Genomic DNA, 26,924 nt, shown 5'->3' on the forward strand with positions numbered 1-26,924 from the left:
ACATTCATCCTCGCCGCTTTTTTTTTGCTCGGCCCTTGGTGTATTGAAAGTCCGATTCCGGGGGCGGTCAGCCCCCGGTTTGCTTGCCCGAGTTCCGCTTCTGCTTTTCTTTTTCCGCCAGATGAGGCGCCATGACTTCTTCCAGGGTATAGCCGGTCAACCGCCGGATGGTTCGCCAGAGGTAGTAGAAGATCAGCATCATCATAATCATCGACGGGATCGCGATCATCGGGTAGCTCACGAGCGTCATCCGGCCGAGTTCCTCGTTGAACGCTTCGGTCCCGGAGGGGCTGGTCACAATCCAGCGGGCAATCACATAGTTCATGATCGAGGAGAACAGGAAGGTACCGGCAAAAAAGTAGCTGGCCTTGAGCAGGCGCGCCTCGAACTCGTCAACCCTGCCCTTTTCCTCCAGTGACTCGTGGATCTTGTGCACATCCAGCACGTTGGGGTTGTAGAGCAGGGTTCGCACCAGCGGGTACCTGGTGCGGGTCGAGATCAGCACCGCCAGGCCAATGACCGCCGGCACCGCCGCCTCCTTGATCGCGAGCCAGCCCGCATCGAGTTCCAGCAGGCCGATGCCCCCGGTCAGGCCCACGCTGATCAGACCGAGCACCGCAATGAAGTTCTTCTTGCGGTAACGGACCAGCTCGAACAAGCCCCAGCCGAGGGGAAATGCCAGCCCGATAATCAGGGCGTTGACACTGCCAAGGTGCTCGTCGCCGCTGAATTTCATCAGGATTACGGAGGGAATCACAATGCTGACCAGCAAGTCGACCCACGGACGGGGCTTGTGGTCAGGGTGCGTCGGGGTAGTCGGAGAAGTCATAAATCAGCCTGGTTGATGAACTGCCGCAGGTCCGAACGTGCTGCTTGGAACGGGGTATGCCGGCAGTATACGACAATTCGGAGGGCTTCCGAAGGCATAAAAAAACCGGACCCAGGGGGTCCGGTTTTTATCAGGTCTGCTGGGCAGGGCCCGGCTCAGGCGCCTACTTCTTTCAGGCTTTCCTCAACAATCGCCAGACCTTCTTCCAGCACCGCATCTTCGATGGTGACCGGCATCAGGAAACGCAGGGTGTTGCCATACATACCGCAGCTCAGCAGGATCAGCCCTTTTTCCTTGGCCTTTTTGGTGACCGCCGCCGCCAGTTCGGGTTTGGGGATCCGGCTGTCCTTGCTTTCCACCAGCTCGAATGCCGCCATCGGGCCGAGGTTTCGGACGTTGTCCACATGCTCGAATTGCTCCTGCCACTGGCTAAACCGTTGCTGGAGTTTGTCGCCAAGACGCTGGGCCTTGCCCAGGATGTCTTCTTCCTCGAACACCTCGAACACAGCCAGGGCCGCGGCGCAGGCCGTCGGGCTACCGGTGTAGGTGCCGCCCAGGGAGTTGGGGCCGGACGCGTCCATATGCTTGTCGGTGCCGACAATGGCCGAGACCGGCATGCCGTCGGCCATGCTCTTCGCCATGGTCATCATGTCTGGCTCGACGCCACTATGTTCGATGGCAAACATCTTCCCGGTTCTGCCAAAGCCGCTCTGGACCTCGTCCACGATCATGAGGATCCCGTTCTCGTCGCAGATCTTGCGGATTTCCTTCAGGAAGCTGGCGGGTGCGGCGTAGAAACCGCCCTCGCCCAGGACCGGCTCGATGACGATGGCGGCGGTGTCCTTGCCCGGGGAATCGGCTTTCATGGCCATCTTCAGGCCACGGAGCGCTTCATCCTCGCTGACGCCGTGATACGGAACCGGATAGGGCGCACGAAACACCGTACCTGGCATCGGACCGAAATCCGTCTGGTAGGGCGCCGCCTTGCCGTTCATGGCCATGGTGTAGAAGGTCCGGCCATGGTAACCGCCGTCAAAACAGATCACGTTGGTACGGCCGGTGGCGGCGCGGGCGATCTTGATCGCGTTTTCCAGAGCCTCGGCACCGGAATTGGCGAGCATCACCTTGGCGTGACCACGCACCGGCACCACACCGCTGAGCTTCTCTGCCAGCTTGACGTAACCCTCATAGGGCATGACCGTCTGGCAGGTGTGCATCAGCTTGTCCAGCTGTGCCTTCACGGCTTCCACCACCTTTGGGTGGCGATGGCCGATGTTGAGTACACCGATGCCACCGGCAAAATCGATCATCCGCTTGCCATCCGCATCCCAGAGTTCTGCGTTGGTTGCGTGATCGGCAAACTGTTCATTGGGACTTGCTGCGCCCGCTGCAACATAGCGTTCTTTGAGTGCCTGCAATTCTTTATTGCTCACTTTGCCTTCTCCCTGAGTTCAGGTTCGAATCGTTCATTAAACAGTGTAAGGAGTACGGGCTGGAACCACAAACCGACCAACGTGGAGGTTGCTCAGGCTGAGGTCGCCTCGTCCCGGAATTGCAGCTTCGCCAGGCGCCGGTAGAGGTCGTTTGTCTGCATCAGCTCCTCGTGGCTGCCGACGGCCAGCAGCCGGCCCTGGTCGAGAACCGCGATCCGGTCGGCATCCCTTACCGTGGCCAGCCGGTGGGCTATCACCAGCGTGGTGCGACCTGCCGTTAACGCCGGCATGGCCCTTTGGATCAGGTGCTCACTCTCTGCATCCAGGGCGCTGGTGGCCTCATCCAGTAGCAGTATAGGCGCATTGGCCAGAAGCGCACGGGCAATCGCCAGCCGCTGCTTCTGGCCCCCTGACAACCCCAGACCCGCGTCCCCAAGCCGGGTGTCATACCCGAGGGGGAGGGCCCTAATGAATTCGTGGGCGTGGGCCACCCGGGCGGCCTGCATCACGTCTTCGAGACTGGCGTCGGGGCGTGCGTAGCGAATGTTGTCGGCCACTGTGCCATGGAACAGCGCGGGGTTTTGGGGAACCAGCGCAAAGCACCGGCGCAGGTCCGCCAACGACCAGGTACTGGTATCCACACCATCAATCAGAATGCGGCCCTGGTCGGGTTGGTAGAAGTGCAGCAAAAGGTCGAACAGGGTGGATTTGCCGGCGCCGGAGGGGCCCACCAACGCCAGGGTTTCCCCGGCTTCGACGGTCAATGAGAAATCCACCAGTGCCGGCAGTGCCTGACGCCCGGGATAATGCATGGTCAGTTCTTCGATTGCGATGGCGCCGTTCACCCGGTCGGGCAGGCTGCCGCCGCCTGTTGCTCGGCCGGCGAAGGCGGGCTCGGTTCTGAGCAGTTCGAATAGGCGTGCGGCGGAGCCGGCCGCACGCTGCAGTTCGCCGATCACCTCGCTGATGGCCCCGGCGGCAACACCGACCAGCAGGCTGTAGAACACGAATGCGGCCAGCTCGCCCGGCGAAATCCGGCCGTGGATCACGTCCAGGCCCCCGATCCAGAGCACGACGCCAACGGCACCCATCACCAGCGAGATCGCCAGGGTGGTCAGCCAGGCCCGCTGGCGGATGCGTTCCCGGGCAATGGCGAAGGCCTTCTCCGAGACCTCGGCGAAAAACCGCCGGTCGTGGGGCTGATGGTTAAAGGCCTGCACGGTCTTTATCTGGGTCAGGTTCTCACCCACATAGCTGCCCACATCGGCGACCCGATCCTGACTCAGGCGCGCCAGCTGTCGTACCCGCCGGCCGAAAAACAGGATTGGGGCAATCACCAGGGGAAAACCCAGCAGGATAATGCTGGCCAGTTTGGCGTTGGTAACAAACAGCAGGATCAGGCCCCCTGCGAGCATCAGCGCGTTGCGCAGGGCGATGGAGACGGTGGAGCCAATCACCGATTGCAGCACCGTGGTGTCGGCGGTGAACCGGGACTGGATTTCCAGGGCCCGGTTCTGTTCGAAAAATCCCGGGTGCAGGTCGATGAGGTGGTTAAAGACCTTCTTGCGGATGTCTGCCACCACCCGTTCCCCGATCCAGGACACCAGGTAGAAGCGGGCGAACGAGCCGAAGGCGAGCCCGAGCACCAGCACAAAAAACAGGCCAATGGCGCGGGCCAGCATGGCCGGCGATTCGGTCGCCAGCCCCTGGTCCACCAGGATTCGCAGCCCCTGCCCCAGACCCAGCGTGATACCAGCCGTGAGCACCAGAGCCACCAGGGCTCCGGCCACGGCCTTGCGATACGGGCCGATGAATTCGATTACCAGCTTCAGGGCCTGGCGATGACGGGTGTTGATGATCTGCCTCCTGGGTTCAACGTACATTCCGCCTCAACGAACCGGGCGGGTATTGCGGTACACTCTACTGCCGACGTTCATCATACGGCCCCTGCCGTTGCTTTGCCCTGTCAGACAAGGAATTTTCTGTGCGCGCCTACGCCGACAACGATTATCCCGCCCATCACAAACCGGACTGGAAAGTCATCGCCGGACTCTGGCCCTACCTCGCGGAGTTTCGCGGACGGGTGATCCTGGCCTTGGCACTGCTGGTGCTCGCCAAGGTCGCAACGGTGGCGACACCGGTGGCACTCAAGTACATCGTGGATTATCTCGACCAGGACCGCGGTGCTGAGCTGCTGCTGTGGATTCCGGTATTACTGGTGGTCGCCTATGGTTTGCTGCGATTTGGCGCCACCCTGTTCAGCGAGCTCCGGGACGCGGTGTTTGCCCGCGTTGCCGAACGCGCCATGCGCCGGGTATCGCTGCGGGTCTTCCGGCACCTGCATAACCGGGAGCTGGCGTTCCACCTCGATCGAAAGACCGGCGGGCTGGCTCGGGACATTGAACGGGGCACCAACGGCATCAGCTTCCTGCTGCGCTTCACACTGTTCAACATCGTCCCTACCCTGCTGGAGATCCTGATGGTCGCCGGCATTCTGCTGGTGGTGTTCAACGTCGGCTACGTCGTTGCCATCCTGGTATCGGTCGTGGTGTACGTGCTCTTTTCCATCCGGGTGACCGAATGGCGGACCCACTTTGTGCGCGAAGCCAATGCCCGGGACAACCAGTCCAACTCACGGGCGGTGGACAGTCTGCTCAACTACGAGACCGTCAAGTATTTCAACAACGAAGCCTTCGAGGCGGAGCTGTACGACCGCGACCTGCAGGACTGGGAGCAGGCGCGCCTGAAAAACCGTCTGTCACTGGCGGTGCTGAATGCCGGTCAGGCCCTGATCATCGGGGTGGCGCTGATTGTGATCATGGCCATGGCGGTACGCGAGGTGGCCAGCGGGGCTATCACGCTGGGCGATTTCACCATGATCAACGCCTATCTGCTCCAGCTGTTTATTCCCCTCAATGCACTCGGTTTCGTCTATCGCGAGATCCGCCAGGCCCTGGTCAATGTCGAGCGCCTGTTTGGTCTGCTTGGGGACAAGCCCGGCATCGAGGATGCGCCGGATGCAAAGCCCCTGGCGGTTACCGACGGGGAGGTGGTGTTCGATCACGTCCATTTTGCCTACCGGCCGGATCGGCCCATCCTGAACGACGTGAATTTCCGCATCCCCGCCGGCCACACCGTTGCGGTTGTCGGCGCCAGTGGCGCGGGCAAGTCCACCCTGGCGCGGTTGTTTTTCCGGTTCTTTGATGTGGATGCCGGCGCCATCCGCATTGACGGCCAGGATATCCGCACCGTCACCCAGGATAGCCTGCGCGCCGCGATTGGCGTGGTGCCCCAGGATACCGTTCTGTTCAACGACACCCTTTACCGTAACCTGGCCTATGGCCGGCCCGGCGCCACCGAAGCGGAGGTACATCAGGCCGCCCGCATGGCCCACCTGGAAAACTTTATCCACAGCCTCCCGGAAGGTTACGAGACCCGGGTTGGTGAACGCGGCCTGAAACTGTCCGGGGGCGAAAAACAACGGGTCGCCATTGCCCGGGTCATCCTGAAGAATCCACCACTGTTGATTCTGGACGAAGCGACCTCATCGCTGGATTCGCTCTCGGAACAGGCCATTCTCGGGGCGTTGCGAGAAGTCAGCCGGCAGCGGACAACCCTGGTGATTGCCCACCGCTTGTCCACCATCCGGGACGCCGATACCATCCTGGTGATGGATGGTGGCCGGATCGTCGAAAGCGGTCACCACAACGACCTGCTGGTGCGCCGGGGGCACTACGCCCGGCTCTGGGAGCAACAGCACCAGAGTGAGGTCGAGGCCGGCCCGGACGACCCCGGTACTACTGCTCGATAAGTCCCTGGGCCAGGCCTGAGGCCCGCACCACCTGCTGTTTTACGCTGTCTCGGAAGACCCCGGCGTCGCCGGTGATCAGGCTGAACCAGTTGCGGGCCCGGGTAATGCCGGTGTAGATCAACTCACGGGTCATCACCGGGCTGATCCGGTCCGGCAGCACCAGGCAGGTGTGGTTGAACTCCGACCCCTGGGATTTGTGAACGGTCATGGCGTACACGGTTTCTAGCTGTTGCAGCCGGCTGGGCGAGATCCAGCGGATGTCGTCAGTGCCGTCGGCGGCGGGAAAGGCGACTCGCAGGGTATGCGCCGGTCGCCCTTCGTCGTCCTGATCCCAGGGCACCGACAGGGTTATGCCGATGTCCCCGTTCATCAGGCCCAGGTTGTAGTCGTTGCCGGTCACCAGCACCGGTCGGCCCGAATACCAGCCTTCGGCCCTCGGAATCACTTTGTGGGCCAGCAGCTGGCGTGCCACCAGGTCGTTGATGCCCTCCACGCCCCAGGGGCCCTTGCGCAACGCACAGAGCACCTGGAAGTCCGAGAACGCCCTGAGCGTCTGCCGCGCCAGTTCATCCCAGGCGTCCCGTCCGCTTGCTTCGGTGAGGCTGTGATTGTTCAGCAACGACAGGTAGTGGCCATACCCCACCGGCGGCGGCAGTAGCTGTGAGTTCACCCGGCGCCCCTCCCCCCGGTTGCGGAAGGCGCCAGGGCTGCCCGAGATGGCATGGTCGGCGATTCGGGCCAGGGTTTCGTCCGTGGCCGGTCTCCGGGTGTCGCCGTTGAGCCAGATCACGTCGTCGAACCCCCCGTCGCGACACGCCGCGAGCATGGCCCCATCCAGGGCGTTGGTGTTGACCGCCTCTGCCAGTTTGCCAATGCCACTGCCGTCACCGAACCGGTAACTGGTGCGCAGCATGGCCACCGCCTGGTCCAGCCGTTGACCCACGGGATCCAGCAGCTCGTCCGGCAGGGTACCGCCGACGACCGAGGCCAGCCAGCCGGCGGTATCCGGTGTGTAATGGGCCGCCGTTGCACGCTGGCAGAGTTCACCCAGCACCGCGCCGGCGTCCACCGACGCCAGCTGGTCCTTGTCGCCGAGCAGGATCAACTGGGCAGTCGACGGCAGGGCCTCGAACACCGAAGCCATCAGATCAACGTCCACCATCGACGCCTCGTCGATCACCAGGATATCCACCAGCAGCGGGTTGTCCCGGTTGTGGCGGAACCGGCGGGTATCGGGCCGGCTGCCGAGCAATCGGTGCAAGGTGGTCACCCGGGTCGGAATATCGTCAAGTGTGACCTGACCGGGAAGCCGGTCCAGCGGCAGTCGGCTGGTGGCGTCGCCGATGGATTGGTTCAGGCGGGCGGCGGCTTTTCCGGTCGGGGCGGCCAGCCGGATCCGGTATTTCCGTCCGTTGCGTTGAGCAGACTGGCTGGCGACGGCCTGCAGGGCCGCAAGCAGGTTGACCACCGTGGTCGTCTTGCCGGTGCCGGGCCCACCGGTGATCACGGCAAACCGGTTTCGGGCGGCCAGCGCACAGGCGAGCTTCTGGAAGTCCACCCCGGGCCGACTGCCAAACAGGACTTCCAGGGCCTCTGCCAGGGTGGCTGTGGCTTCGGAATCGGGATCGGCCAGCGGTGACGTCAGCGCCAGCCGGGCGTGGATACCGTCGGCAATCTGCCGCTCGTACTGCCAGAGCCGGCGCAGGTACAGGCGAGTGCCGCTCAGCACCAAGGGGGTAGTCAGTGAGCCATCACTTACCGCGGAAGACTCTGCCAACGCCTCCAGGCAATCATTCAGGCTGGTTCGGCTGAGGACCTCACCCGGCGCCGGAGGCGCGGCGGTGGTCGCGTCCTCGTCGGTGCCGACCGGGTCCGCCTCGTCCGGCGGCAGCGCCAGGGTGGCGTCGGCATCCTGCAACAGGTTGGCGAGATCCACGCAGACGTGGCCCCGACCTACCTGGTGGGACACCAGCGCGGCGAGCAGGAGCACCAGCGGCGGGGCCGGTTCGCCCTGCTCTTCCGACAGGGTCCGGATCAGCCGGGCAAAGCCGACGTCCAGTGGCCGTAGCCAGTCCCGTTGCTGCCATTGGTCGAGCAAATGGTCCATGGTCTCGGCGCGGGAGAACAGGTGCCGGGTATCAATGGCGGATGCGGTCGGCTGCCGGGGTTCGGTATCCAGGTCCAGCGCGAACTGCTGGTCGGAATGGCGGGTTCTGCTCATGCGGCGGCCTCCCCGGTTCCGTGCTGACCGTCGAACAGCGCGTCCAGCCGCTCAATCAGGTCTCTGGGTGGTTTGTCCGTGAACGTACCGACACTGGCCGCCCGGTAGCCTCGAAGGAACAGGTAGACGGCGCCACCGACGTGGCGATCGTAATCGTAGTCCGGCAGCCTTGCCTTCAACAGCCGGTGTAGTGCCAACAGGTAGAGCACATACTGAAGGTCGTAGCGCTTGTCCAGGATCGCTTCGCCCATGGCCTGGTCGGTGTAGGCCTGGTCGTCCTCGCCCAGGGTATTGGATTTGTAGTCCAGCACGTAATACTGCCCATGGTGCTCGAACACCAGGTCGATAAAGCCCTTGAGCATGCCGTTGAACCGGCCGGGTTCGGCCTGGGGCCGGTCGGCCCCGTTCAGGGTGCGTTCCTTCACCAGGCAGTCCAGGGTCCGGATGCTGACGTTTCGGCTTTCGAACCAGAATTCCAGCTCCGGTCGCAGTTGGGTCAGGTCGGCAAGACTCGCTCGCTCGGACGATCCCCGCTGCAGCGGCAAAGGTTGCCGAATCAGGCCCAGCAGCCAGCGCTCGAGCGGTGTCACCCAGTCGCTCCAGCCGCGCGTAACGCAGCGTCGGGTCAGGTAGTCCCGCAACAGCGACGGGTTATCCACAATGCTCTGAAACCCCTGCTGGCTGCACCACTCCAGCACGTCATGCAGGAAGGTCCCGGGGCCGGCTCCCCGGGGAAACTGGTGATGATCCCCCGCGGCCCCGGTTTCCGGGACGGTTTCGTCCCGGGCCTGGGCGCTTTCTTCCAGAAGGTTTTGGGTCTCGGCGTCTTCGACCTCGCCGGTAAAGACAATGCCGGTTCCGGTCATCCCGGTGTACTCAATGGAGGAGTAACTGGCTATCCACCAGTCTTCCCTCGCCTCCCGGCCGGAAACCAGGGCAGGACCCAGGGCTTCCGGTTCGGGCTGGTGGTAGCAGGTATCGGTCGATTCCGGCATCGGGGTCACGGTAATGGCCGCCTCGCCCCGAGCCAGCGGCTCCAGGCATCCGGCCACCGCCGGCTGGCCACCGCTGTCGCCAACGGCCTGGCCCGTCACCAGATAGCCCAGTCCGCTCCGGGACCATTGATCGATGGCGGCCACTCCGACCCAGGTGGAAAACCGGGCCCGGGTCAGGGCCACGTACAATTTTCGGATATCCTCGCCCAGCCGCTCCCGGTCAGCCTGGGCGATGTCAGCCGGAGTCGGGTCGAAAACCGTGACCAGCTGGCCACCGGCATCGTGGTAGCGCACCCAGGCCTGGTTGTCGCTCTGGGCCCGGAACGAGGTACCGAAGGGCAGGAACACCAGTGGGTACTCCAGACCCTTGGATTTGTGCACGGTAATGACCTGCACCAGTCCGGCGTCGCTTTCCAGGCGCAGGGTGCGATGCTCGTCCTCGTCGTCCGCGGCCCGCAGGATCTGGGTGAAGTGGTGGACCAGGGCGTGTTCGCCGTCCAGTTGCAGGCTGTCCTGCTGCAGCAGCTCGGCAATGTGGAGGATGTCGGTCAGACGCCGCTCGCCATCCGGCCGCTGCAACAAACGCCCGGGCACGTCGAAATCCATCAGGAAGCTGCGCAGCATCGGCAGCACCCCCTGGTTCTGCCACTGCTGCTGATAGCCCATGAAGCGTTCGATTTCCCGCTCCAGCGCGATCTCATCGGTCAGCAGCCGGTTCAGGGACTGCCAGGATTGGGCCAGCGTCGGGGTTGCCAGGGCCGCCCGGGCCAGGCCGAGCTGGCGTGGTTCGGCAAAGGCCCGGAGCCAGCACAGCACTTCGGCCGCCTCGGGCGAGGTCAGTACCGAGTCCCGGTCAGACAGGTAGACACTCTTGATCCGCCGTTCGCCCAGGGCCTGACGCACGGCGCTGGCCTCTGTGCGGTTGTTGACCAGGATGGCGATGTCGCCGGGCGTGACCGGCTGCACATCCGCCGGATCGCCGGTCAGGGCAAAGCCGGCCCGGCCCTGTTGGCCCAGGGTCAGCAACTGGGCGATCTCACTGGCGCAGGTCTCGGCCAGATCGGCCGTCGCCGCCCCCTTGGCGAGGCTCCGCGCTTTGCCGCCGGCCGTGTCGTCGCTGTCCAGGGTCCAGAACGTCAGGCTGGGTCGGACCTCGCCGTCAACCGCCCAGAGCCGCTTGGTGCCGTTGGCGTCCACGCCCTGGAATGGCAACGGTGAGGTATCACCCTGGCCAAACAGGAAGGCGCCGTCGCGGCTGGTCTGGTCGGCGTACCCGAAAATCCGGTTTACGGCCCTGACCATCGGCTCGGCCGAGCGGAAATTGCGGCCCAGGGTATAGGTACGCTCACGGGCGCCTTGGCGAGCTTCCAGATAGGTGTAGATATCGGCCCCCCGGAAGCCGTAGATGGCCTGCTTGGGATCCCCGATCATCAACAGGCAGGTGTGCGGATCGTTCTCCGCGACCCGATATATGCGATTGAAGATGCGGTACTGGACCGGATCCGTATCCTGGAATTCGTCGATCAGGGCCACCGGGAACTGCCGGCGAATGGTGGCGGCGAGCTGGTCGCCCCGGGGGCCGTGCAGGGCGTCGTCGAGCCGGGTCAGCAGATCGTCGAAGCCCATTTCCGAGCGTTGCTGTTTCTCGGCTTCCAGGCGCTGGGCAATCCAGCCGGTGGCGTGTCTGAGAATGTCGGCTTCGGCGCTGTGCAGGTTCTGGCTGAAGGCGATCAGCTCGGCGATGGCGTCGAAGGCCGGGTGCTCGGGCGCCGGCTGGTCGCCCTTGAGTTTGGCGGGCAGCACTGCCGGTGTCTGATTCTGGAAGCCCGCCTTGTCCAGGCCGTCCGGATAGAGGGCATCGGAGGCCTGCCAGGCCAGCAGGGTGTCCCAGGCCGCGACCATGGGTTTCTTGCTGCCGCCGTGCAGGCGTTTGCTCTGGTGCAGGGTATCCAGAAGCGCCAGCACTTCGTCCTTCCAGTGTGCCCAGGGGTAGGCTTTCAGTTCCCGGGCACGGTCAAGGCGCCGGCGCTGGATCGCCTCAATGGCGCCGGTGACGTCGCCGTCCGGTGTTCCCAGGCTGTTGGCGTCGGGGATCAGGTTGCGCACGGCCTGGCGCAGGTCGGCCGGAGTGCTCCAGTGACCCAGCGCTTCCTCCATGAGATGGCTCGGGAGGGGGTAGATAAACGTGCGCCAGTAATCCCGGACCACGTCGTCGAGCAGATCGCTCTGGTCGGTTTCCAGGGTCAGCTTGAACAGGCTGCCACTGTCGAAGGCGTGCTCGCTGAGCATGCGGTTGCACCAGGCGTGAATGGTGGACACCGCCGCCTCGTCCATCCACTCGGCGGCCAGCAGCAGCTTCTTGCGGCACTCCGGCCAGCTGGCCGGCTCCGGATAGCTGTGATCCCGCAACTGGTAAATCAGGGCGGTTTCCGGTGAGGCTGCCGCACTGTCCCCCGAGCCCGAAAACACCTCGGCGGCCTGGGTCAGCCGGGTCCGGATACGGTCCCGCAGTTCCTTGGTGGCGGCATCGGTGAAGGTCACCACCAGCAGGTTGGGTGGCAACATGCCCTGGGCCAGCGGGCTGCCTTCCGGTTGCTGGTGACCCAGTACCAGACGCACGTACAGGATGGCAATGGTGAAGGTCTTGCCGGTCCCGGCGCTGGCTTCAATCAGGGTGCTGCCGTTCAGGGGCAGGGCTAGCGGATCCAGGTTCGGATTGCGATTGGTCATCTCGTTACTCCTGCCAGGGCCTCGATGGCGGCCGCCGCGGTGGTGTCCTGTTCGGCTTCCCAGAGGGGGACATACAGCGCGTGCAGCAGTGCTTCGAATTCGTCGCTGGCGAACAGGTCGGCCGGGGATTCAAAGGCGCCCCGCAGGTAGCCGGTGTCCCGGTCGAGGGCATTAGCGTAGGCCTGCCCGGCATCGGCGATGGCCCGGTCGTGATCACCCCGGTATTTCTTGCTCTGGTAGAAACTGTAGATCCACGCGAAGCCGGCGTCGCATTGCAGGGGCAGGACGCGGGTGGTGGCCTCCATCCAGCGGGCCAGGATGGTATCCAGGTGACCCCGCGCCACATCCGGCGGCAGCGGCGAGAAGTGGAATTGCCTGCCCTCCTCCTTGGCCAGGACCAGGGTTTTGAAGGACTGCCCGGTGAGCTGGCCGGCCAGGTGCCGGATCCAGTCCGGCAGCAGGTTGGCGTAGCGTACCCGTCGACCACCGGCCGAGCCCGACAGCAGGCTCGACCGGGCAATAACCAGGCGGCACAGGTCGCCCCGGTCATTGGCGCGTAGCCCGTCGACCAGATCCACCAGCTCAACGGCCCCGGTGTCGTTGCTGTACCGGTAGTCAAGGACCCGGGGCTCCGCCAGGGCCTCGGGCCAGTCGGCCAGGGTGGCCCGGTAGCGTTCGAACAGGTCCGGCAGCCGGCCCGACAGCTCCGAACGCAACCGGTGTTCGGTGACGCCCATGCCGAGATCGCCGCGCCGGGCCATCCGGTCCAGCGTGTGCTCGAGTCGGTCGTACAGTTCGTCCTCCGAGGCGGCCTTCAGCACGCTTTCCTGGATCAGTTCGTTGTCCAGGCGCCAGCGATCCAGGCCGCTCAGATCGAAGTTCTCGTTGTCCGTGTCGGCCTCTTCCACCGCCTCGAACCGAACCTGGAGCCGGCGCTGATAAAAGGTGTCGACGGGTTTTTTCAGGAACTGCGCCAGGTCATTGAGGCTGATGGGTTCCTCCGGTGCCTGGTAAGGCAGCGGCGCTTGTGTCGCCGACGGCGCCTCCTCGGTGTGGGCGCTGCGCCACTCACGTTCGTAGGTGAACAGACTGCGTGTCCGGAGAACCTCCGCAACCGGCTTCGGAGGACTGTCGGCCCCGTTGTGTTGGCCATTGGTCGGCGGGAAGTAGGCCCGGCTGAACGGCTGCAGCGGGTGCTCCGTGGTCAGGGCCCGGGTGACCGGGGTCCGGTCGCTGTCGGGTAACTGCCAGAGGTCGTCGAGGTGATCCCGAAGCTGCCCGACCAGAACCGATGGCGGCCGCTCGGAGTCATCGCGGATGCTGCGGCCGACCCAGCTGATATAGAGCTGCTCCCGGGCCGACAGCAGGGCCTCGAGGAACAGGTAGCGGTCGTCCTCCCGGCGGGACCGGTCACCCGGACGGTAGTCCTCCGCCATCAAATCGAAGTCCACCGGCGGCCGCGACCGGGGGTAATCGCCGTCGTTCATGCCCAGCAGGCACACCCGGCGAAAGGGAATCGCGCGCATGGGCATCAGGGTGGCAAAGTTCACCTTGCCGGCGAGGAACCGCTGATTCAGGCCGCCCTCATCCAGGCCCTGCAGCAGCACGTCCTTGACGATGTTCAGGGGTAGGCACTGGTGATCAAGACCTGCGGCAAGGGCGTCGTCCAGCCACTGCTCCAGCTGTCGGCGGAACCGGTTCAGCAGCAAAAGATCGGTGCCTTCCAGCTGTTCGAAAAACTGCCCCAGCATCTGCGAGAACAGGGTCTCCCATCCCGTCGGTGAGCGCGGCTCCTGCAGTTCCTGCCAGAGCGTCTCGAGCTGGTGCACAAACTCGTTCAGCCGACCGGCCAGGCTCGCCTGCAGGCCGCCAATCTCGCCATAGGGCTGGACCCCTGCCCAGGGCTCCTCGTCACCCATGCCGTAGCCCAGCAACATCGACCGCAGTCCCGCCTGCCAGGTGTTGCGGTCCAGATTCCCGGGCAAGGCCAGACTTTCCCGGTGCTGGCCGTGCAGGCCCCAGCGGATATTGGCGCCCTCAACCCAGCGCCGGGCGAGGGGAATCTCTTCCTCGGTAATGCCGAAGCGGTCACGGATGCCGGGTACTTCCAGCAGGCTCACGATTTCACTCACGGCGAACCGGCTGCGTGGCAACGACATCAGGGTTTCCAGGGCAATCAGCACCGGCTCGTGATGGCGTTGGCCCTGGTCCGAGATGGTGTAGGGAATGTGGCGTTTGCGACCGGCCTGGTAGTGCCCGAACACGGCCTGGATGTGAGGGGCGTAGACATTGATGTCCGGCACCATGACGATGATGTCCCGAGGACGCAGGCCCGGATCGGCGTTGAAGGCCGCCAGCAGCTGGTCGTGCAGGATTTCCACTTCCCGCTGGGGGCTGTGGGCGTCGTGGAAGACCAGGCTGTGGTCCTGTGTCAGGTTCACCTCGCGCTGCTCGTTGCGGATGTCCTGCAGCGGGGTCAGGTTGTAGATGTCGTTCTGGAGTTGGTGCAGCAGACGGGGGCTGGCCGCCTCGCCATGTTCGGAAAAGATGTCGATCTTCTGGTCCGGGGTCCGGAACCGGTCACGGTACTCGTCCGGATTGTCGAATTCGTCCAGCAGCCGGATGTAGTCCCGGCCCTGCTTGCCCCAGGCCGCCAGCAGCGGATTGGCGTGCTGGTGCAGCTGGTCCGGATCGCCGATCTGCGACAGCGCCGGGTGGGCGACCCCGCGCTTGCGTTCGGCCTTGAGCAGCTCCCGGTCACTGATGATGTCGGCCCAGTAGAACTGACAGGGGTTGTGCACGCACAGCACCACCTGACTGAACCGGCTGAGCACGGACAGGGCCTCGAGCGCCTGGCGCGGCAGGGAGGAGACTCCGAACACCACGATGCGTTTGGGCAGCCGGGCCGGGTTGGCCGGGGACGTCGCGGACTGCCCCAGTGCCATGAACCGGGTGTGGATCTGGGAGCGGCTGGTGTGGGCGTCGGCACCGATGTCCTCGACCAGGCGCCGCCACAGCACGGGCTGCCAGCGTCGTTCCTCGTCCAGCGGCTTCTCCTCGTTGCGGGCGGTGATCACCACATCCCGGCCCTGCTCCCAGGCACTGAGCCAGTCCGCCCGGAACACCTGATACTGGTCGAACAGGTCGGCCACCTTCTCGGCCAGCTGGAAATCCCGCAGGTCCGGATCGGAGCCCTCGAGAAATCGGGCCAGGGGGGTGAACACCGAGTCCTCACCGACGAGTTCCGGCAACAGCCGGTACAGGCGCCAGACCAGCCGGCGCTTGTCGAACGGCGACTGCTCCGGAACATCCCCCGCCGGCAACACCGCCCGGTAGGCCTGCCAGATAAACCGGGCGGGAAACAGGAAATCCATGCCGGCGGCAATACCAAGCCCACCGATGTCGCCGTCCTCCGAGCGCTTCTCGGCCAGTGCCAGTTTCAGCCACTGGGCAATGCCGTTGCTCTGGACCAGAAAGGTCTCGCTTTCCAGGGGGGGCAGCGGCGTCTGCTGGCACAGGAACACCACGGCCCGTCGCAGGTCTTCCAGGTGATTGGCGTGGATGGCGTGAAAGCCGGGTTCGATGGCGGCGTGCTCGGCCATGGGGATCCTTGTCGGGTGATCAGTTCAATCCTGATGCCACAGGTTACCGCATGTGGCGCGAGATTCAGACTGCCATTTCGGGTGGCCAAATTTTAACCAAAAAGGCATCCGTCCCCCCGCAAAGGGCGTAAGCTGTAACAGGGGTTATTGAGGAGGGTTCCTCTCATGAAAACCAGATTGTTCTGCACCCGGCCCGTTCGGCCGCTTGTGATTGTGCTTGCCGCCCTGGCTGTCGTGACGTCGGTATCGCTGCGGGCCGAGGACAAGGATACTGCCATTCGCAACGCCATCCTTCTGCAGATCGAGGCCTTTGCCAACGACGATGACGAGGCCGCCTGGACCATTGCGTCCGAGGGCATCAAACGGCGTTTCGGTTCGTCCGATGTGTTCCTGAGCATGGTCCGGGAAGCCTACCCGGCCGTCCATCGCGCCAGCACCATCGAGTTTGCGGAACGGGTTCCCCACGGTCCGTTCGAGATTCAGGTTGTCCGGTTGCAAGGCCCCGAGGGCAAGCGCTGGGATGCCTATTACCGGATGGTACTGATCGAGGGCGAATGGAAAGTGGCCGGCGTTCGGGTACAGCCTGCCGAAATGGGGATTTGAGCGATCGCGCCGGTCGTCGTAGAGTTGGGGGCCGGTTAACCCTCAGCGTCAAGGTCGCCCAGATCCCCTATGAGCACACAGCCCCAGGACTCACGGCCCCAGACCGCGGATCTTGAGAACCCCCTGTACTACCTGGAAAACATGGAAACCGTCCTGCGCTGGGTCACCACCCACCACCGTGACCTGTTGCTGACGACCGAATACGCCCGCCTGATTGGCTTTTTCGACCTGTCCCGGTCCGCACGGGCACTGCTCACCCGGATGGTGATGCGCGCCGGTGAGCTGTTTCGAGCCGACAAACTGCGGTACCCAGAGCTGACCGTACCCGAAGCCGAGGCCCTGGCAGAACTGGCCGACCGGGGCTGGCTGGAGAGCGAGCCGAGGCTGGGCCTGGATGACCTGTTCCGGCTCTATACCCTGGCGGAACTGAGGCCGGTCTTTGCCGACGAGCTGGCGCGCCTGGGACTGCCGAAAACCCTGCCCAAGGCCCGGCTGCGCGAGGCGGTGCAACCGGACTTTGCCGGCGTCCTGCCGGTGGCGGAGTGGCTGGGCCACGACCGGGCACCGGTGGTCCGGGTTCGGCACATGGCCCTGTTCGACCGCACGCGACTGATGTTCTTTGGCAACCTGCGCCAGAGCTGGTCCGATTTCGTGCTGGTGGAACTCGGGCACCAACGCTACGAACAGGTGTCCCTGGCGCCGGACTCCCGGGCGTTCCACCGGCGCGAGGATGTGGACTGCTACCTGGCGATGCACGACTGCCGACAACGGCTGGACGAGGGCGTTCCGGCCGACGCAGTCTGGGCCGATGTGCCCGCTGCGTCGGACAATCCCTGGCTGACCAGCCGCCGGGACCGGTTGCTGTTGGAGCTGGGCCGACAGGCCGAACGCCAGGGTGACCGGGATCTCGCCCTCGAGGCGCTCGCCTCCAGCGGCCATCGTGAAGCCCGGCTGAAACGGTTGCGGCTGCTCGAACGCATGAAGCGCTTCGACGAAGCCTGGGACCTGGCCCGGGACTGGCAGACCGGGGAATTGAGCGACGCCGAGGCCCAGGGCCTGGGCCGAATCCTGAAGCGGCTAGCGTCCCGGATGGGAGCGACAATTCCCCGGGTCACCCCGGCACCACCGATACAGGAGTTCACCCGCACCCTGGTACCGCCGTCGTCCGGCTCGGTGGAAATGGCGGCGCGGGACGACCTGAGCCGGGAGGACGCGCCGGCGTTCTACGTGGAGAACACCCTGATCAACGGACTATTCGGCCTTTTGTGCTGGCAAACCATCTTCCAGGCCATCCCCGGGGCGTTTTTCCATCCGTTTCATGTCGGCCCGGCGGACCTCACCCGGGAGGATTTCGTCGCCCGCCGCCAGTCGTCGTTCGACCGATGCTTTGCACTGCTGGAAGACGGTGGCTATCGCCGGGTCATCCGGGACAACTTTGCGGATAAGCAGGGGGTTGCCAACCCGTTCGTGATCTGGCCGGTACTGACCGAGGAACTGCTGACCCTGGCCCTGGACTGCATTCCCGCCCGGGATCTTCGCGTGTTGTTCGAGCGCCTGCTGCTGAACATCCGGGAACACCGCAGCGGGTTCCCGGACCTGATCCAGTTTTTTCCCGATGCACCGGATGCCGGCCGTCGTTACCGGATGATTGAGGTCAAAGGCCCGGGGGATCGGTTACAGGACCACCAGCTTCGGTGGCTGGCATTTTTCGCCAGTAACGACATTGCAGCCAGCGTCTGTTACGTGCGCTGGCAATCCGATGGAGAGTGCGGGTGAAGGTTGCGGTTCGTACCCTGTGTGAGTTTGCCGCCCGCCACGGTGACCTGGACTTTCGCTACACCCCGGCACCCAGTTCCGACGAGGGCATTGCCGGTCACCAGGCGATCCAGGCCCGACGTGGGTATGGCTATAAAAGCGAATACTTACTTACCGGGGAGTGTCTGGGGTTACAGCTTTCCGGGCGAGCCGACGGCTATCATCCGCATCGCGGCCGGCTGGAAGAGATCAAGACCCACCGGGGCGATCTGTCCCGCATCCGGGAACACCAGCGGGGACTGCACCGGGCCCAGTTACGGGCCTACGGTGCGTTGCTCTGTCGTCAGGAGAATCTGAAGAAACTGGAACTGACCCTGGTGTATTACGACACCGGCAAGGACAAGGAGACGCCGGTGACTGAAACCGCCACAGCGGTGCAACTCTGGCAGGAACTGGAAGCCCTGTGTGCTCAGTTCCGGGCCTGGGCGGAGCAGGAGGAGCATCATCGGGAACTGCGGGACGCACGCCTCTCCGGCCTGCGGTTTCCGTTTCCGGATTTCCGGCCGCGCCAGCGCCGGTTGGCCGAAACCGTCTATAAGAATGCCATGAACGCCGGCACACTGTTGCTGGAAGCGCCCACCGGCCTGGGCAAAACCCTGGGGACCCTGTTTCCGTCACTGATGGCGATGGCAAGTGCAGGCCAGGATCGGCTGTACTACCTCACCTGTCGCAACACCGCCCGGCAGCTGGCGGTCGATGCCATCGAGCGCCTGCGGGTGGCTCAGGAAAACCCGGGACACTGGCCGTTGCGGACCCTCGAACTGGTGTCCAAGGACGACGCCTGTGAGCATCCGGACAAGGCCTGCCACGGTGATTCCTGCCCTCTCGCGAAGGGGTTCTTCGATCGCCTGCCGGACGCCCGGGCGGAAGCGGTTCAGACCGGCGCCACCCTGACCCGGGAGGCGTTGGCGCGAATCGCTGCCGGGCATGGCATCTGTCCCTACTTCCTGGCGCAGGAGATGGCACGCTGGAGCGATGTGGTGGTGGGCGACGTTAACCGGATGTTCGACCAGTCTGCCCTGCTCCATGGCCTGATCCGCCAGAACCATTGGCAGGCGGCCGTGCTGCTGGATGAGGCCCACAATCTGGTGGACCGGGCCCGGGGTATGTACTCGGTGCGCCTGGACCAGCAGCGCCTGCTGCGGATTCGGAAAACCGCGCCAAGGGTCCTGAAACCGCACCTGGACCGGACGGCCAGGGCCTGGCAAGGCGTTATCCGGGACCATGGGGAGGGAGGCGACACGCCGGTGTTCCTCGACAGCCTGCCGTTGGCGCTGGTCGGCAGTCTGCTCGGGCTGGTCTCGGCATTGACCGACTTTCTGGCCGACAACCCGCCGGACCTGGCGCTGCAGGAACTGCTGTTCGAATCGGTGGCGTTCATGAAACTGGCGGATTCTTTTGGCGATCATTCCCTGTGCGAGTTCCGGCGCACCGGCCGGGGCCGGGCCAGCGTGACCATTCAGAACCTGGTGCCGGCGGATTTCCTGCGCGAGCGGTTTGCGGCCGCCCGTTCGGTACTGCTGTTTTCGGCGACCCTCAGCCCCGGGGTCTATTACCGGGACCTGTTGGGCCTGCCCGAGGACAGTCGGTTTACCTCGCTGCCCAGCCCGTTCACCGCTAATCAACTACAGGTGCATTTTACCCCGCGGATCAGTACCCGACAGGCGCACCGGCACGCCTCGGCCCAACCCATTGCCGAACTCATTGCCCAGCAGTTCCGGCAGCGACCGGGTCACTATCTGGCGTTCTTCAGCAGTTTCAAATACCTGAACGAGGTAAGCGAGGTGCTTGCCCGGGAGGCACCGGAGGTGCCGCAACGGTCTCAGAAGCCGGGCATGAGCCCACAACAACGCGTTGAGTTTCTGGCGGAGTTCCGGGAAGGCACTGGCAGCGTCGCGTTTGCGGTTCTGGGAGGGGTATTCAGCGAAGGCATTGATTTGCCCGGGAACCAGTTGATCGGGGCTTTTGTCGCCACCCTAGGCCTGCCCCCGTTTGATGCCTGGCATGAGATTCTCAAGGACCGACTGGAGGAGCGCTTTGGTGCCGGCTACGACTACACCTACCTGATCCCTGGGTTGCAGAAAGTGGCCCAGGCGGCGGGCCGGGTGATCCGTACACCGGAGGACGAGGGTGTGATCTGGCTGATCGACGACCGGTTCCTCAAGCCACCGGTGCGGAATCTGCTCCCCGGCTGGTGGTTTGAGGCGCCGAGCGTTCCTTCAACGACCGGTTGATGGTCACCAGCTGTGCCGGCCCTTCGGGGGCGTCAATCGCGGCCAGCGCCTGATCGAGCGCGGCGGCGGCGATTGCTTCGTGGTTCTGCGGCAGGGAATTGACCGGCGCCGGCAGGAAGTCCAGCAGACGGTCATCGCCGAAGGTGGCGAGTTTCAAGTTCCCGGGCAAGCCGCCGGGCTGTTCCAGCAGCACATCCAGCACCCCCTGCAACAGCGTGTAGGAGGCCGTGACCAGGGCATCCGGCAACCCGGTCTCGGTCAGCAGCGCCCGCATCAGGGTGGCGCCGGTCTCGCGATCGTAGCGGGCACCACTTTGCACCAGCACGTGACAGCCGGCCCGGCGTGCCGCCGCCTCGAATCCGGCCCGGCGCTCCCGGGTCATGGCGATTTCCGGCACCGCATCCAGCCAGGCCACGGTGCCTGTGTCGTCGCCCAGAACCGACCGGGTCAGGGTGTCCGCCGCGCTCTGGTTGTCACTGACCACACAGCGGATGACGCCCGGCGACTGGGCCCGGTCAACCGCCACCACCGGCAGGCCATTGGCTTGCAGTTCCGGATAGAAGGGGTCGTCCGCGCCAAGCGCGCTTGCCACGATCAGGGCATCACAGCGTCGCGCCTTCAGGGCCCGGGCCAGGGATTTTTCCGTTGCCGGGTCGTCATCGGAACCGGCGATCAGCAGCTGGTAGCCGTGGCTCCGGGCGCGCTGTTCCAGCAGCTTGGCCAGCCGGGCGTAACTGGTGTTCTCCAGGTCCGGCAGAATAAAACCGAGGGTTTTGCTGGCGCCACCGCGCAGGGCCGCCGCCTGGGCATCCACCTGGAAATGGTGGGCGCGGGCAATGGCCAGGACCTTGTCAATGGTGTCCGGTTTGATGCGCCGGGCCACGCCCTGACCGTTCATGACATAGCTGGCGGTGGTTCTCGACACCCCGGCCAGCCGGGCAAGTTCAGCGAGTGTCATGGGTTGCTTCCCTGTTCAAGGATTGCTTGATTTCTGAGCATATCTGATCCATCATCGATTTTAAGCATGCTGACACGATTCAGCAACTATAAACCACGGAACACCACAACAACAAAGCGAGGCAAACACCCATGCTGACGCTGACCGCCAACGACATACGACTCGGGGCTACCGCCAGTGACTGGCAGGATGCCCTGACCCAGGCTGGCCGGGACCTGGAAACGGCCGGCCGAACCTCTTCCGCTTACCTGGCTGGCATGAACGCCCGTGAACAGCAGTCGTCCACCGTGCTGGGCAACGGCATCGCCATTCCCCACGGCACGCCGGAAAGTCGGGAGGCGGTCCTGGAGACCGGCATCCGGATTCTTCAGTTCCCCGACGGGGTCACCTGGCACGACGGCGCCCGGGTGCATGTCCTGGTGGCAATCGCGGCCCAGTCCGACGAGCATCTGGATATCCTTCGTCATCTGACCCGGGTGTTGGATAAGCCGGGGCTGGCGGAAAAGCTGGCGCAAGCCGGGAATGCCGGTGAACTGGTGGCGCTGCTCTCCAAACCGCCGGTGGTGGCCAAGTGCGACGGCGATACCCTGTGCCTGGGTATCGAGGCCACGACGGCGCAGGAGCTGGCGCTGGCGGCGGCGGCCCGGCTCCAGCGATTGCGCTGTATCGACGCCGATTTTCTGACCGAGATCATAACCCAGCCGCCGGTGGCCCTGGGGCGGGGCTTCTGGTTGGTCCATCACACTCTGGGGGCCCACCGTCCGGCGCTGTCGCTGGCGACGCCAAAAAAACCGGGGCCGGAGCTCCAGGGCGTATTCTGTCTGGCCGGTCCGGGTGACGAGTGCCACGAACTTCTGGAGCGCATGGATAACTTCCTGGCGGGCGATGGCGGCATTGATGGCCTGGGCATTGATGCCCTGCTGGCACGACTTTCCGGCGAAGCGTCGGATGCGGTCACCGCCAACGTCACCCTGCTGAACACCCACGGCCTGCATGCGCGGCCGGCAAAACAGCTGGTTCAGGAGGCCCGTCGTCACAACGCCAGTATCCGGGTGCGTCTGCGGGAAGGCGATGGCAGTGCCGTCTCGGCCACCAGCCTGACCCGGGTCATTGGCTTGGGGGCCCGCCGTGGCCAGACCCTGGTGCTGTCGGCCACCGGCGATGAAGCGCAACAGGCGGTGACGGCATTGACCCGGGCCATCTCCGAAGGCCTTGGTGAACAGGTTTCGCCCCTGCGTGAGGGTGCCCCGAACCTGGCCGAGGCCGGTGCAACCGACCCTGAGCCGCTGGTGGACGACGAACCTCTCAAGGCTGTTGCGGCATCGCCAGGACTTGCCCTGGCTCCGGCGTTCGTGATGCGTCAGCCCCGACTGACGTACCTGGAAACCGCTGCGGATGCCGAAGCCGAAATTCAGCGCCTGAACCGTGCCATCGACGAATCGGATGGCCAGCTCCGGACCCTGATCCGTCAGGCGGAAGGGGGCGAGGCGGCACCCATACTGTCTGTGCACGTGGAAATGCTGCAGGACGAGGACCTGTACCAGGCCACCCTGGAAGCGATCAACGAGGGCGCCTCGGCCGAAGCCGGCTGGTGGCGGGCCATCGACACTGCAGCGAAGGGCCAGGAGGCCCTGGCCGATCGGCTGCTGGCCGAGCGCGCGGCGGACCTGCGGGATGTTGGGCGCCGGGTGCTGGCCAATCTCTGCGGTGTGGCCATGCCGACGCCGCCGGACACCCCCTATGTGCTGGTGGCCGAAGATCTCGGTCCGTCCGATGTCGCCCGGCTGGATACTTCCCGGGTCCGGGGGCTGGTGACGGCCCGTGGTGGTGCCACCTCCCACAGCGCGATTCTGGCCCGGGCGCTGGGTCTGCCCGCCGTGGTGGGTGCCGGCGAGGCGGTGCTGGCGATCGCCGAGGGCGCCGAACTGGTGGTGGACGGCGAGCGTGGCTGCCTGGTGCCGAATCCGGGCAGTGAACGCCGGGAACGGGTCCTCCGGCGCATCGATCAGTTGGAATCCCTTCAGGCCGCCGCCTACGACCACCGTCATCGGCCGGCCACGACCCGGGACGGGCACTCCATCGAAGTGTGCGCCAACCTGGGTAATACGGCCCATACCCCGGATGCCGTGGAACGAGGTGCCGATGGCATCGGCCTGTTGCGGACCGAGTTCATTTTCATGGCGCATCCGGAGGCGCCGGATCTCGACACCCAGGTCTGGGAGTACCGGCACGCCTTCGATGCCCTGAACGGTCTGCCCCTGGTGGCCCGCACCCTGGACGTGGGTGGCGACAAGCCGTTGGACTACTGGCCCCTGCCCCAGGAGGACAACCCGTTTCTGGGCCTGCGGGGTATCCGGTTATCGCTGACCCGGCCGGAAATCCTGGAAACTCAGGTCCGGGCCCTGTTGACGGCTGCCGGGGACCGGCCGCTGCGCATCATGTTTCCCATGGTGAAGGATCTGGAAGAGTTCCGGGCCGCCCGGGAGATTGTGAAGCGGGTGCAGGCGGAAGTGGCTGCCGCGGATGTGCAGGTGGGCGTGATGATTGAAGTGCCGTCCTGCGCCCTGCTGGCCGGAACCCTGGCGCCGGAAGTGGACTTCTTCTCCATCGGCACCAACGACCTGACCCAATACACCCTGGCCATTGACCGCGGGCATGGCCAGCTCTCCGCCGAATCCGATGCCCTGCATCCGGCGGTGCTGCGATTGATCCAGATGACGGTGGAGGCCGCCCACGCCCACCAGCGCTGGGTCGGCGTCTGTGGCGAGTTGGCCTCGGATCCCCAGGCGATTCCGGTTCTGGTTGGTCTGGCAGTGGATGAACTGTCGGTGACCAGCCGCCGGGTACCCCTGGTCAAGGCCTGTATTCGCGAGCTCACCCTGGACGAGGCCCGGGCCCAGGCAGAACTGGCATTGACCAAGGCCTCTGCTGCCGAGGTTCGCGATGCCCTGGAGTCGTTCTGATGGCCCGGATAATGACCATTACCCTGAACCCTGCACTCGATCTGAACGCGGACCTTCAGACCCTGACGCCCGGCCAGGTGAACCGGACCACCGCCACCAGCCTGGATGCCGCCGGCAAGGGGCTCAATGTGGCCCGCGTGCTGGCACGCCTGGGCCACCGGGTTACTGTGACCGGATTGCTGGGTGAGGACAATGCTGCGCCGTTTGAGCGGCTGTTTGCGGATGCCGGACTGGACGACAGTTTCGTCCGGATTCCGGGCGAGAATCGCATCAACATCAAGATCGCCGAACAGGGTGGCCGGGTCACCGACCTCAACGGAGCCGGGTTCCAGATACCCGCCGATGCCCTGAAGTGCCTGGAGTTCCGGCTGGCGCCCCTGATCCCGGAGCATGATGTCATTGTGATTGGCGGAAGCCTTCCGGCCAACATGCCTCCGTCGGCGGTGGCGGAGCTGGTCACCATGGTCCGGCAGGCGGGCAAGCCGGTTTGGCTCGATACCAGCGGGGAGGCTCTTGTCCATGGTCTGGCGGCGACGCCTGACGCCATCAAGCCCAACCTCGAGGAACTGTCGGCCTGGGCCGGTCGCGCGCTGACGTCCCGCCGTGAGGTCGCTGACGTGGCGGCCCGGCTTCAGGCTCAGGGCATAACGCAGGTGATTGTCTCCCTGGGCCCGGACGGGGTGCTCTGGTTCGGGCCCGAGGGCCGTTACCGCTCCCTGCCGCCGCCGGTCTCCGTACTGAGCACCGTCTGCGCCGGCGACACCCTGCTGGCCGGCATGCTTCACGGCCAGTTGCTGCCTGGAGAGCAGCGCAACCCGACCCAGCGCCTGCAGTTTGCCACCGCCCTGTCCGCCGAGTGCGTGCGCCATGCAGGTGTGGGCGATCCGGCGGCGCCTGATTTCACCACCTTGCTCGACAACACCCGGGTGTACCCCTGGCCCGGGGATAACAACCATGGGGAGATGCCGTTATGAACCTGATTATTGTGACTTCCTGCCCTCAGGGGTTCGCCACCTGTTTCCTGGCGGCCCGGACCCTGGAACGGGCCGCCCACCAGCGCGGCTGGCAGGTCACCACCGATGTCCGGGGTCCCGGTGGCCAGTCGCCGAATCCCCCCGGGGACTCGGCGATTGCCGCGGCCGATCTGGTGATCGCCGCGCTGGGCGTCCCGGTTGGGCTGGACGCCTATGCCGGGAAACCCCTGTACCAGATTCCCGTTACCGCGGCCTTGCCGGATCCGGCCGCCGTGCTTGATGCCGCCGAACAGCAGGCCAGCCCGTGGTCGCCGGATGACGCGCCCGTGGTATCCGGAACTGATGGCGGCAGCGACGGCCCCGCCCCTGGAGTCCGAAACATTGTCGCGGTGACCGCCTGCCCGACCGGCGTGGCCCACACGTTCATGGCAGCAGAGGCACTGACGGCCGCGGCCGAAGCGGCCGGTCATTGTATCCGGGTGGAAACCCAGGGCTCCGTGGGGGCCCAGGACCCGCTGACCGAGCAGGAGATTGCCGCGGCCGATGTGGTTATCCTGGCCTGTGACATTGAGGTGGACCCTGGCCGTTTTGCCGGCAAGCGGGTCTGGCGGACCTCAACCGGAGCAGCCCTGAAAAAGCCGGCGGACACGGTGCGTCAGGCCCTGGCCGATGCGACGCTCCTGGACGTTGGCCAGCAAAAGGCGGCCAGCGCCGGTGGTGAGAACCGGGGTCCGTACAAGCACTTGCTGACCGGGGTGTCGTTCATGTTGCCCATGGTGGTGGCCGGTGGTCTCCTGATTGCCCTGTCGTTTGTTTTTGGCATCGAGGCGTTTCAGGAGCAGGGCACACTGGCGGCGGCGCTGATGCAGATTGGCGGCGGTACCGCCTTCAAGCTGATGATTCCGTTACTGGCCGGGTACATTGCCTGGTCCATTGCCGACCGCCCCGGTCTGGCGCCCGGAATGATCGGAGGGTTCCTGGCCGGGGAACTGGGGGCCGGCTTTCTTGGCGGGATTGTGGCCGGTTTCCTGGCCGGTTACGTCGCGCGTTTCATCAGCCAGAAATTGCCATTACCCGAAAGTGTGGAGTCGCTGAAGCCGATCCTGATCATTCCCCTGTTCGCCAGCCTGGTGACCGGCCTGGGCATGATTTACGTGATCGGAGAACCCATGGCCGCAATCATGGGGGCGTTGACCGGGTTCCTGGAGAGCATGGGTACCACCAACGCCATCCTGCTGGGCGGGATCCTCGGTGCCATGATGTGTTTCGACCTGGGTGGGCCGGTGAACAAGGCTGCCTACACCTTCGGGGTTGGCTTGCTGTCCGAAGGCAGCGGTGGCTCGGCGCCCATGGCGGCGATCATGGCGGCAGGCATGGTGCCGGCGATCGGTATGGGGGTGGCGTCCTTCGTTGCCCGCCGGAAGTTTGCCGAGGCCGAGCGTCAGGCCGGCCGCGCCTCGTTCGTGCTGGGCCTGTGTTTTATTTCGGAGGGCGCCATTCCGTTCATGGCCAAGGACCCCTTACGGGTGATTCCGGTGTGCATGGTGGGCGGTGCAATCACCGGCGCGCTGTCCATGCTGTTTTCGGTCAAGCTGATGGCGCCACATGGCGGCCTGTTTGTGCTGGCGATTCCCCACGCGGTCAGCGCCGTGCTGCCCTACCTCATCGCGATTGCGGTCGGATCACTGGTGATTGGTTTTGGCTACGCCCTGGTCAAGGTGGGCAAGGCCGAGGTGGTGCCGGCGGTCACCTGAGG

14 protein-coding genes are annotated in these 26,924 nt (G+C 64.9%); 7 read left to right on the forward strand and 7 right to left on the reverse strand.

From position 1 onward, the window contains the following. Positions 1-67 precede the first annotated feature (67 nt). The 3 genes from QQF73_RS11900 to QQF73_RS11910 all read right to left on the reverse strand — a co-directional run bounded on the left by QQF73_RS11900 (position 68) and on the right by QQF73_RS11910 (position 4,145). Positions 68-829, reverse strand: coding sequence for a VC0807 family protein (locus QQF73_RS11900; protein ID WP_219867472.1), 762 nt, complete (start codon positions 827-829; stop codon positions 68-70). Positions 830-984: 155 nt separating this feature from the next. Beyond that, positions 985-2,262, reverse strand: a complete 1,278-nt coding sequence (gene gabT / locus QQF73_RS11905; protein WP_219867473.1) for a 4-aminobutyrate--2-oxoglutarate transaminase — start codon at positions 2,260-2,262, stop codon at positions 985-987. 92 nt (positions 2,263-2,354) lie between these two features. Further along, on the reverse strand, positions 2,355-4,145 hold the full coding sequence (locus QQF73_RS11910; RefSeq protein WP_219867474.1) for an ABC transporter transmembrane domain-containing protein: 1,791 nt from the start codon (positions 4,143-4,145) through the stop codon (positions 2,355-2,357). A 101-nt stretch (positions 4,146-4,246) separates the two neighbouring features. Between QQF73_RS11910 and QQF73_RS11915 the strand changes: the two genes are divergently transcribed. After that, the gene (locus QQF73_RS11915) at positions 4,247-6,073 is read left to right on the forward strand and encodes an ABCB family ABC transporter ATP-binding protein/permease (protein ID WP_285368338.1); all 1,827 of its coding nucleotides are present in this window, start codon (positions 4,247-4,249) and stop codon (positions 6,071-6,073) included. On the opposite strand, the gene recD is transcribed toward QQF73_RS11915, so the two are convergent. Genes recD through recC form a run of 3 tightly spaced genes read right to left on the reverse strand, consistent with a single transcriptional unit; the run spans position 6,060 to position 15,621 of the window. Beyond that, positions 6,060-8,294, reverse strand: a complete 2,235-nt coding sequence (gene recD, locus QQF73_RS11920) for an exodeoxyribonuclease V subunit alpha (RefSeq protein ID WP_285368339.1) — start codon at positions 8,292-8,294, stop codon at positions 6,060-6,062. The two genes, QQF73_RS11915 and recD, sit on opposite strands and share 14 nt — an antisense overlap. Beyond that, positions 8,291-12,019: an exodeoxyribonuclease V subunit beta gene (gene recB, locus QQF73_RS11925; RefSeq protein WP_285368340.1), complete on the reverse strand. Its 3,729-nt coding sequence runs from the start codon at positions 12,017-12,019 to the stop codon at positions 8,291-8,293. The genes recD and recB overlap by 4 nt, the downstream gene beginning before the upstream one ends. After that, positions 12,016-15,621 carry an exodeoxyribonuclease V subunit gamma gene (gene recC, locus QQF73_RS11930; protein ID WP_219867478.1) on the reverse strand — a complete coding sequence of 1,202 codons (3,606 nt, stop codon included), beginning with the start codon at positions 15,619-15,621 and terminating at the stop codon, positions 12,016-12,018. Before recC ends, recB begins: the two co-directional genes overlap by 4 nt. Positions 15,622-15,786: 165 nt before the next feature. Here recC and QQF73_RS11935 point away from each other — a divergent pair, with 165 nt between their 5' ends. The 3 genes from QQF73_RS11935 to QQF73_RS11945 all read left to right on the forward strand — a co-directional run bounded on the left by QQF73_RS11935 (position 15,787) and on the right by QQF73_RS11945 (position 20,273). Beyond that, a complete protein-coding gene (locus QQF73_RS11935; protein WP_219867479.1) occupies positions 15,787-16,224 on the forward strand; it encodes a DUF4864 domain-containing protein in 438 nt (145 codons plus the stop codon). Between the two features lie 69 nt (positions 16,225-16,293). Next, a complete protein-coding gene (locus QQF73_RS11940) occupies positions 16,294-18,000 on the forward strand; it encodes a VRR-NUC domain-containing protein (RefSeq protein ID WP_285368341.1) in 1,707 nt (568 codons plus the stop codon). Continuing rightward, a complete protein-coding gene (locus QQF73_RS11945; RefSeq protein WP_285368342.1) occupies positions 17,997-20,273 on the forward strand; it encodes an ATP-dependent DNA helicase in 2,277 nt (758 codons plus the stop codon). Before QQF73_RS11940 ends, QQF73_RS11945 begins: the two co-directional genes overlap by 4 nt. Here the strand turns inward: QQF73_RS11945 and cra are convergent. Then, complete coding sequence (cra, locus tag QQF73_RS11950; protein WP_285368343.1) at positions 20,200-21,231, reverse strand: catabolite repressor/activator; 1,032 nt, start codon at positions 21,229-21,231, stop codon at positions 20,200-20,202. The two genes, QQF73_RS11945 and cra, sit on opposite strands and share 74 nt — an antisense overlap. Positions 21,232-21,362: 131 nt before the next feature. Here cra and ptsP point away from each other — a divergent pair, with 131 nt between their 5' ends. From ptsP to QQF73_RS11965, 3 genes are read left to right on the forward strand one after another with little or no spacing between them, the layout of a single operon-like run. After that, positions 21,363-24,194, forward strand: a complete 2,832-nt coding sequence (ptsP, locus tag QQF73_RS11955) for a phosphoenolpyruvate--protein phosphotransferase (protein WP_285368344.1) — start codon at positions 21,363-21,365, stop codon at positions 24,192-24,194. Further along, positions 24,194-25,168 (forward strand): 1-phosphofructokinase, encoded by a 975-nt coding sequence (pfkB, locus tag QQF73_RS11960; protein WP_285368345.1) that lies wholly within the window; start codon positions 24,194-24,196, stop codon positions 25,166-25,168. Before ptsP ends, pfkB begins: the two co-directional genes overlap by 1 nt. Continuing rightward, positions 25,165-26,922 (forward strand): PTS fructose-like transporter subunit IIB, encoded by a 1,758-nt coding sequence (locus QQF73_RS11965; RefSeq protein WP_219867485.1) that lies wholly within the window; start codon positions 25,165-25,167, stop codon positions 26,920-26,922. Before pfkB ends, QQF73_RS11965 begins: the two co-directional genes overlap by 4 nt. Positions 26,923-26,924: the final 2 nt, after the last annotated feature.

The sequence above is a fragment of the Marinobacter albus genome (assembly GCF_030238305.1).
In the GTDB taxonomy this organism is placed as follows: Bacteria; Pseudomonadota; Gammaproteobacteria; order Pseudomonadales; family Oleiphilaceae; genus Marinobacter; species Marinobacter albus.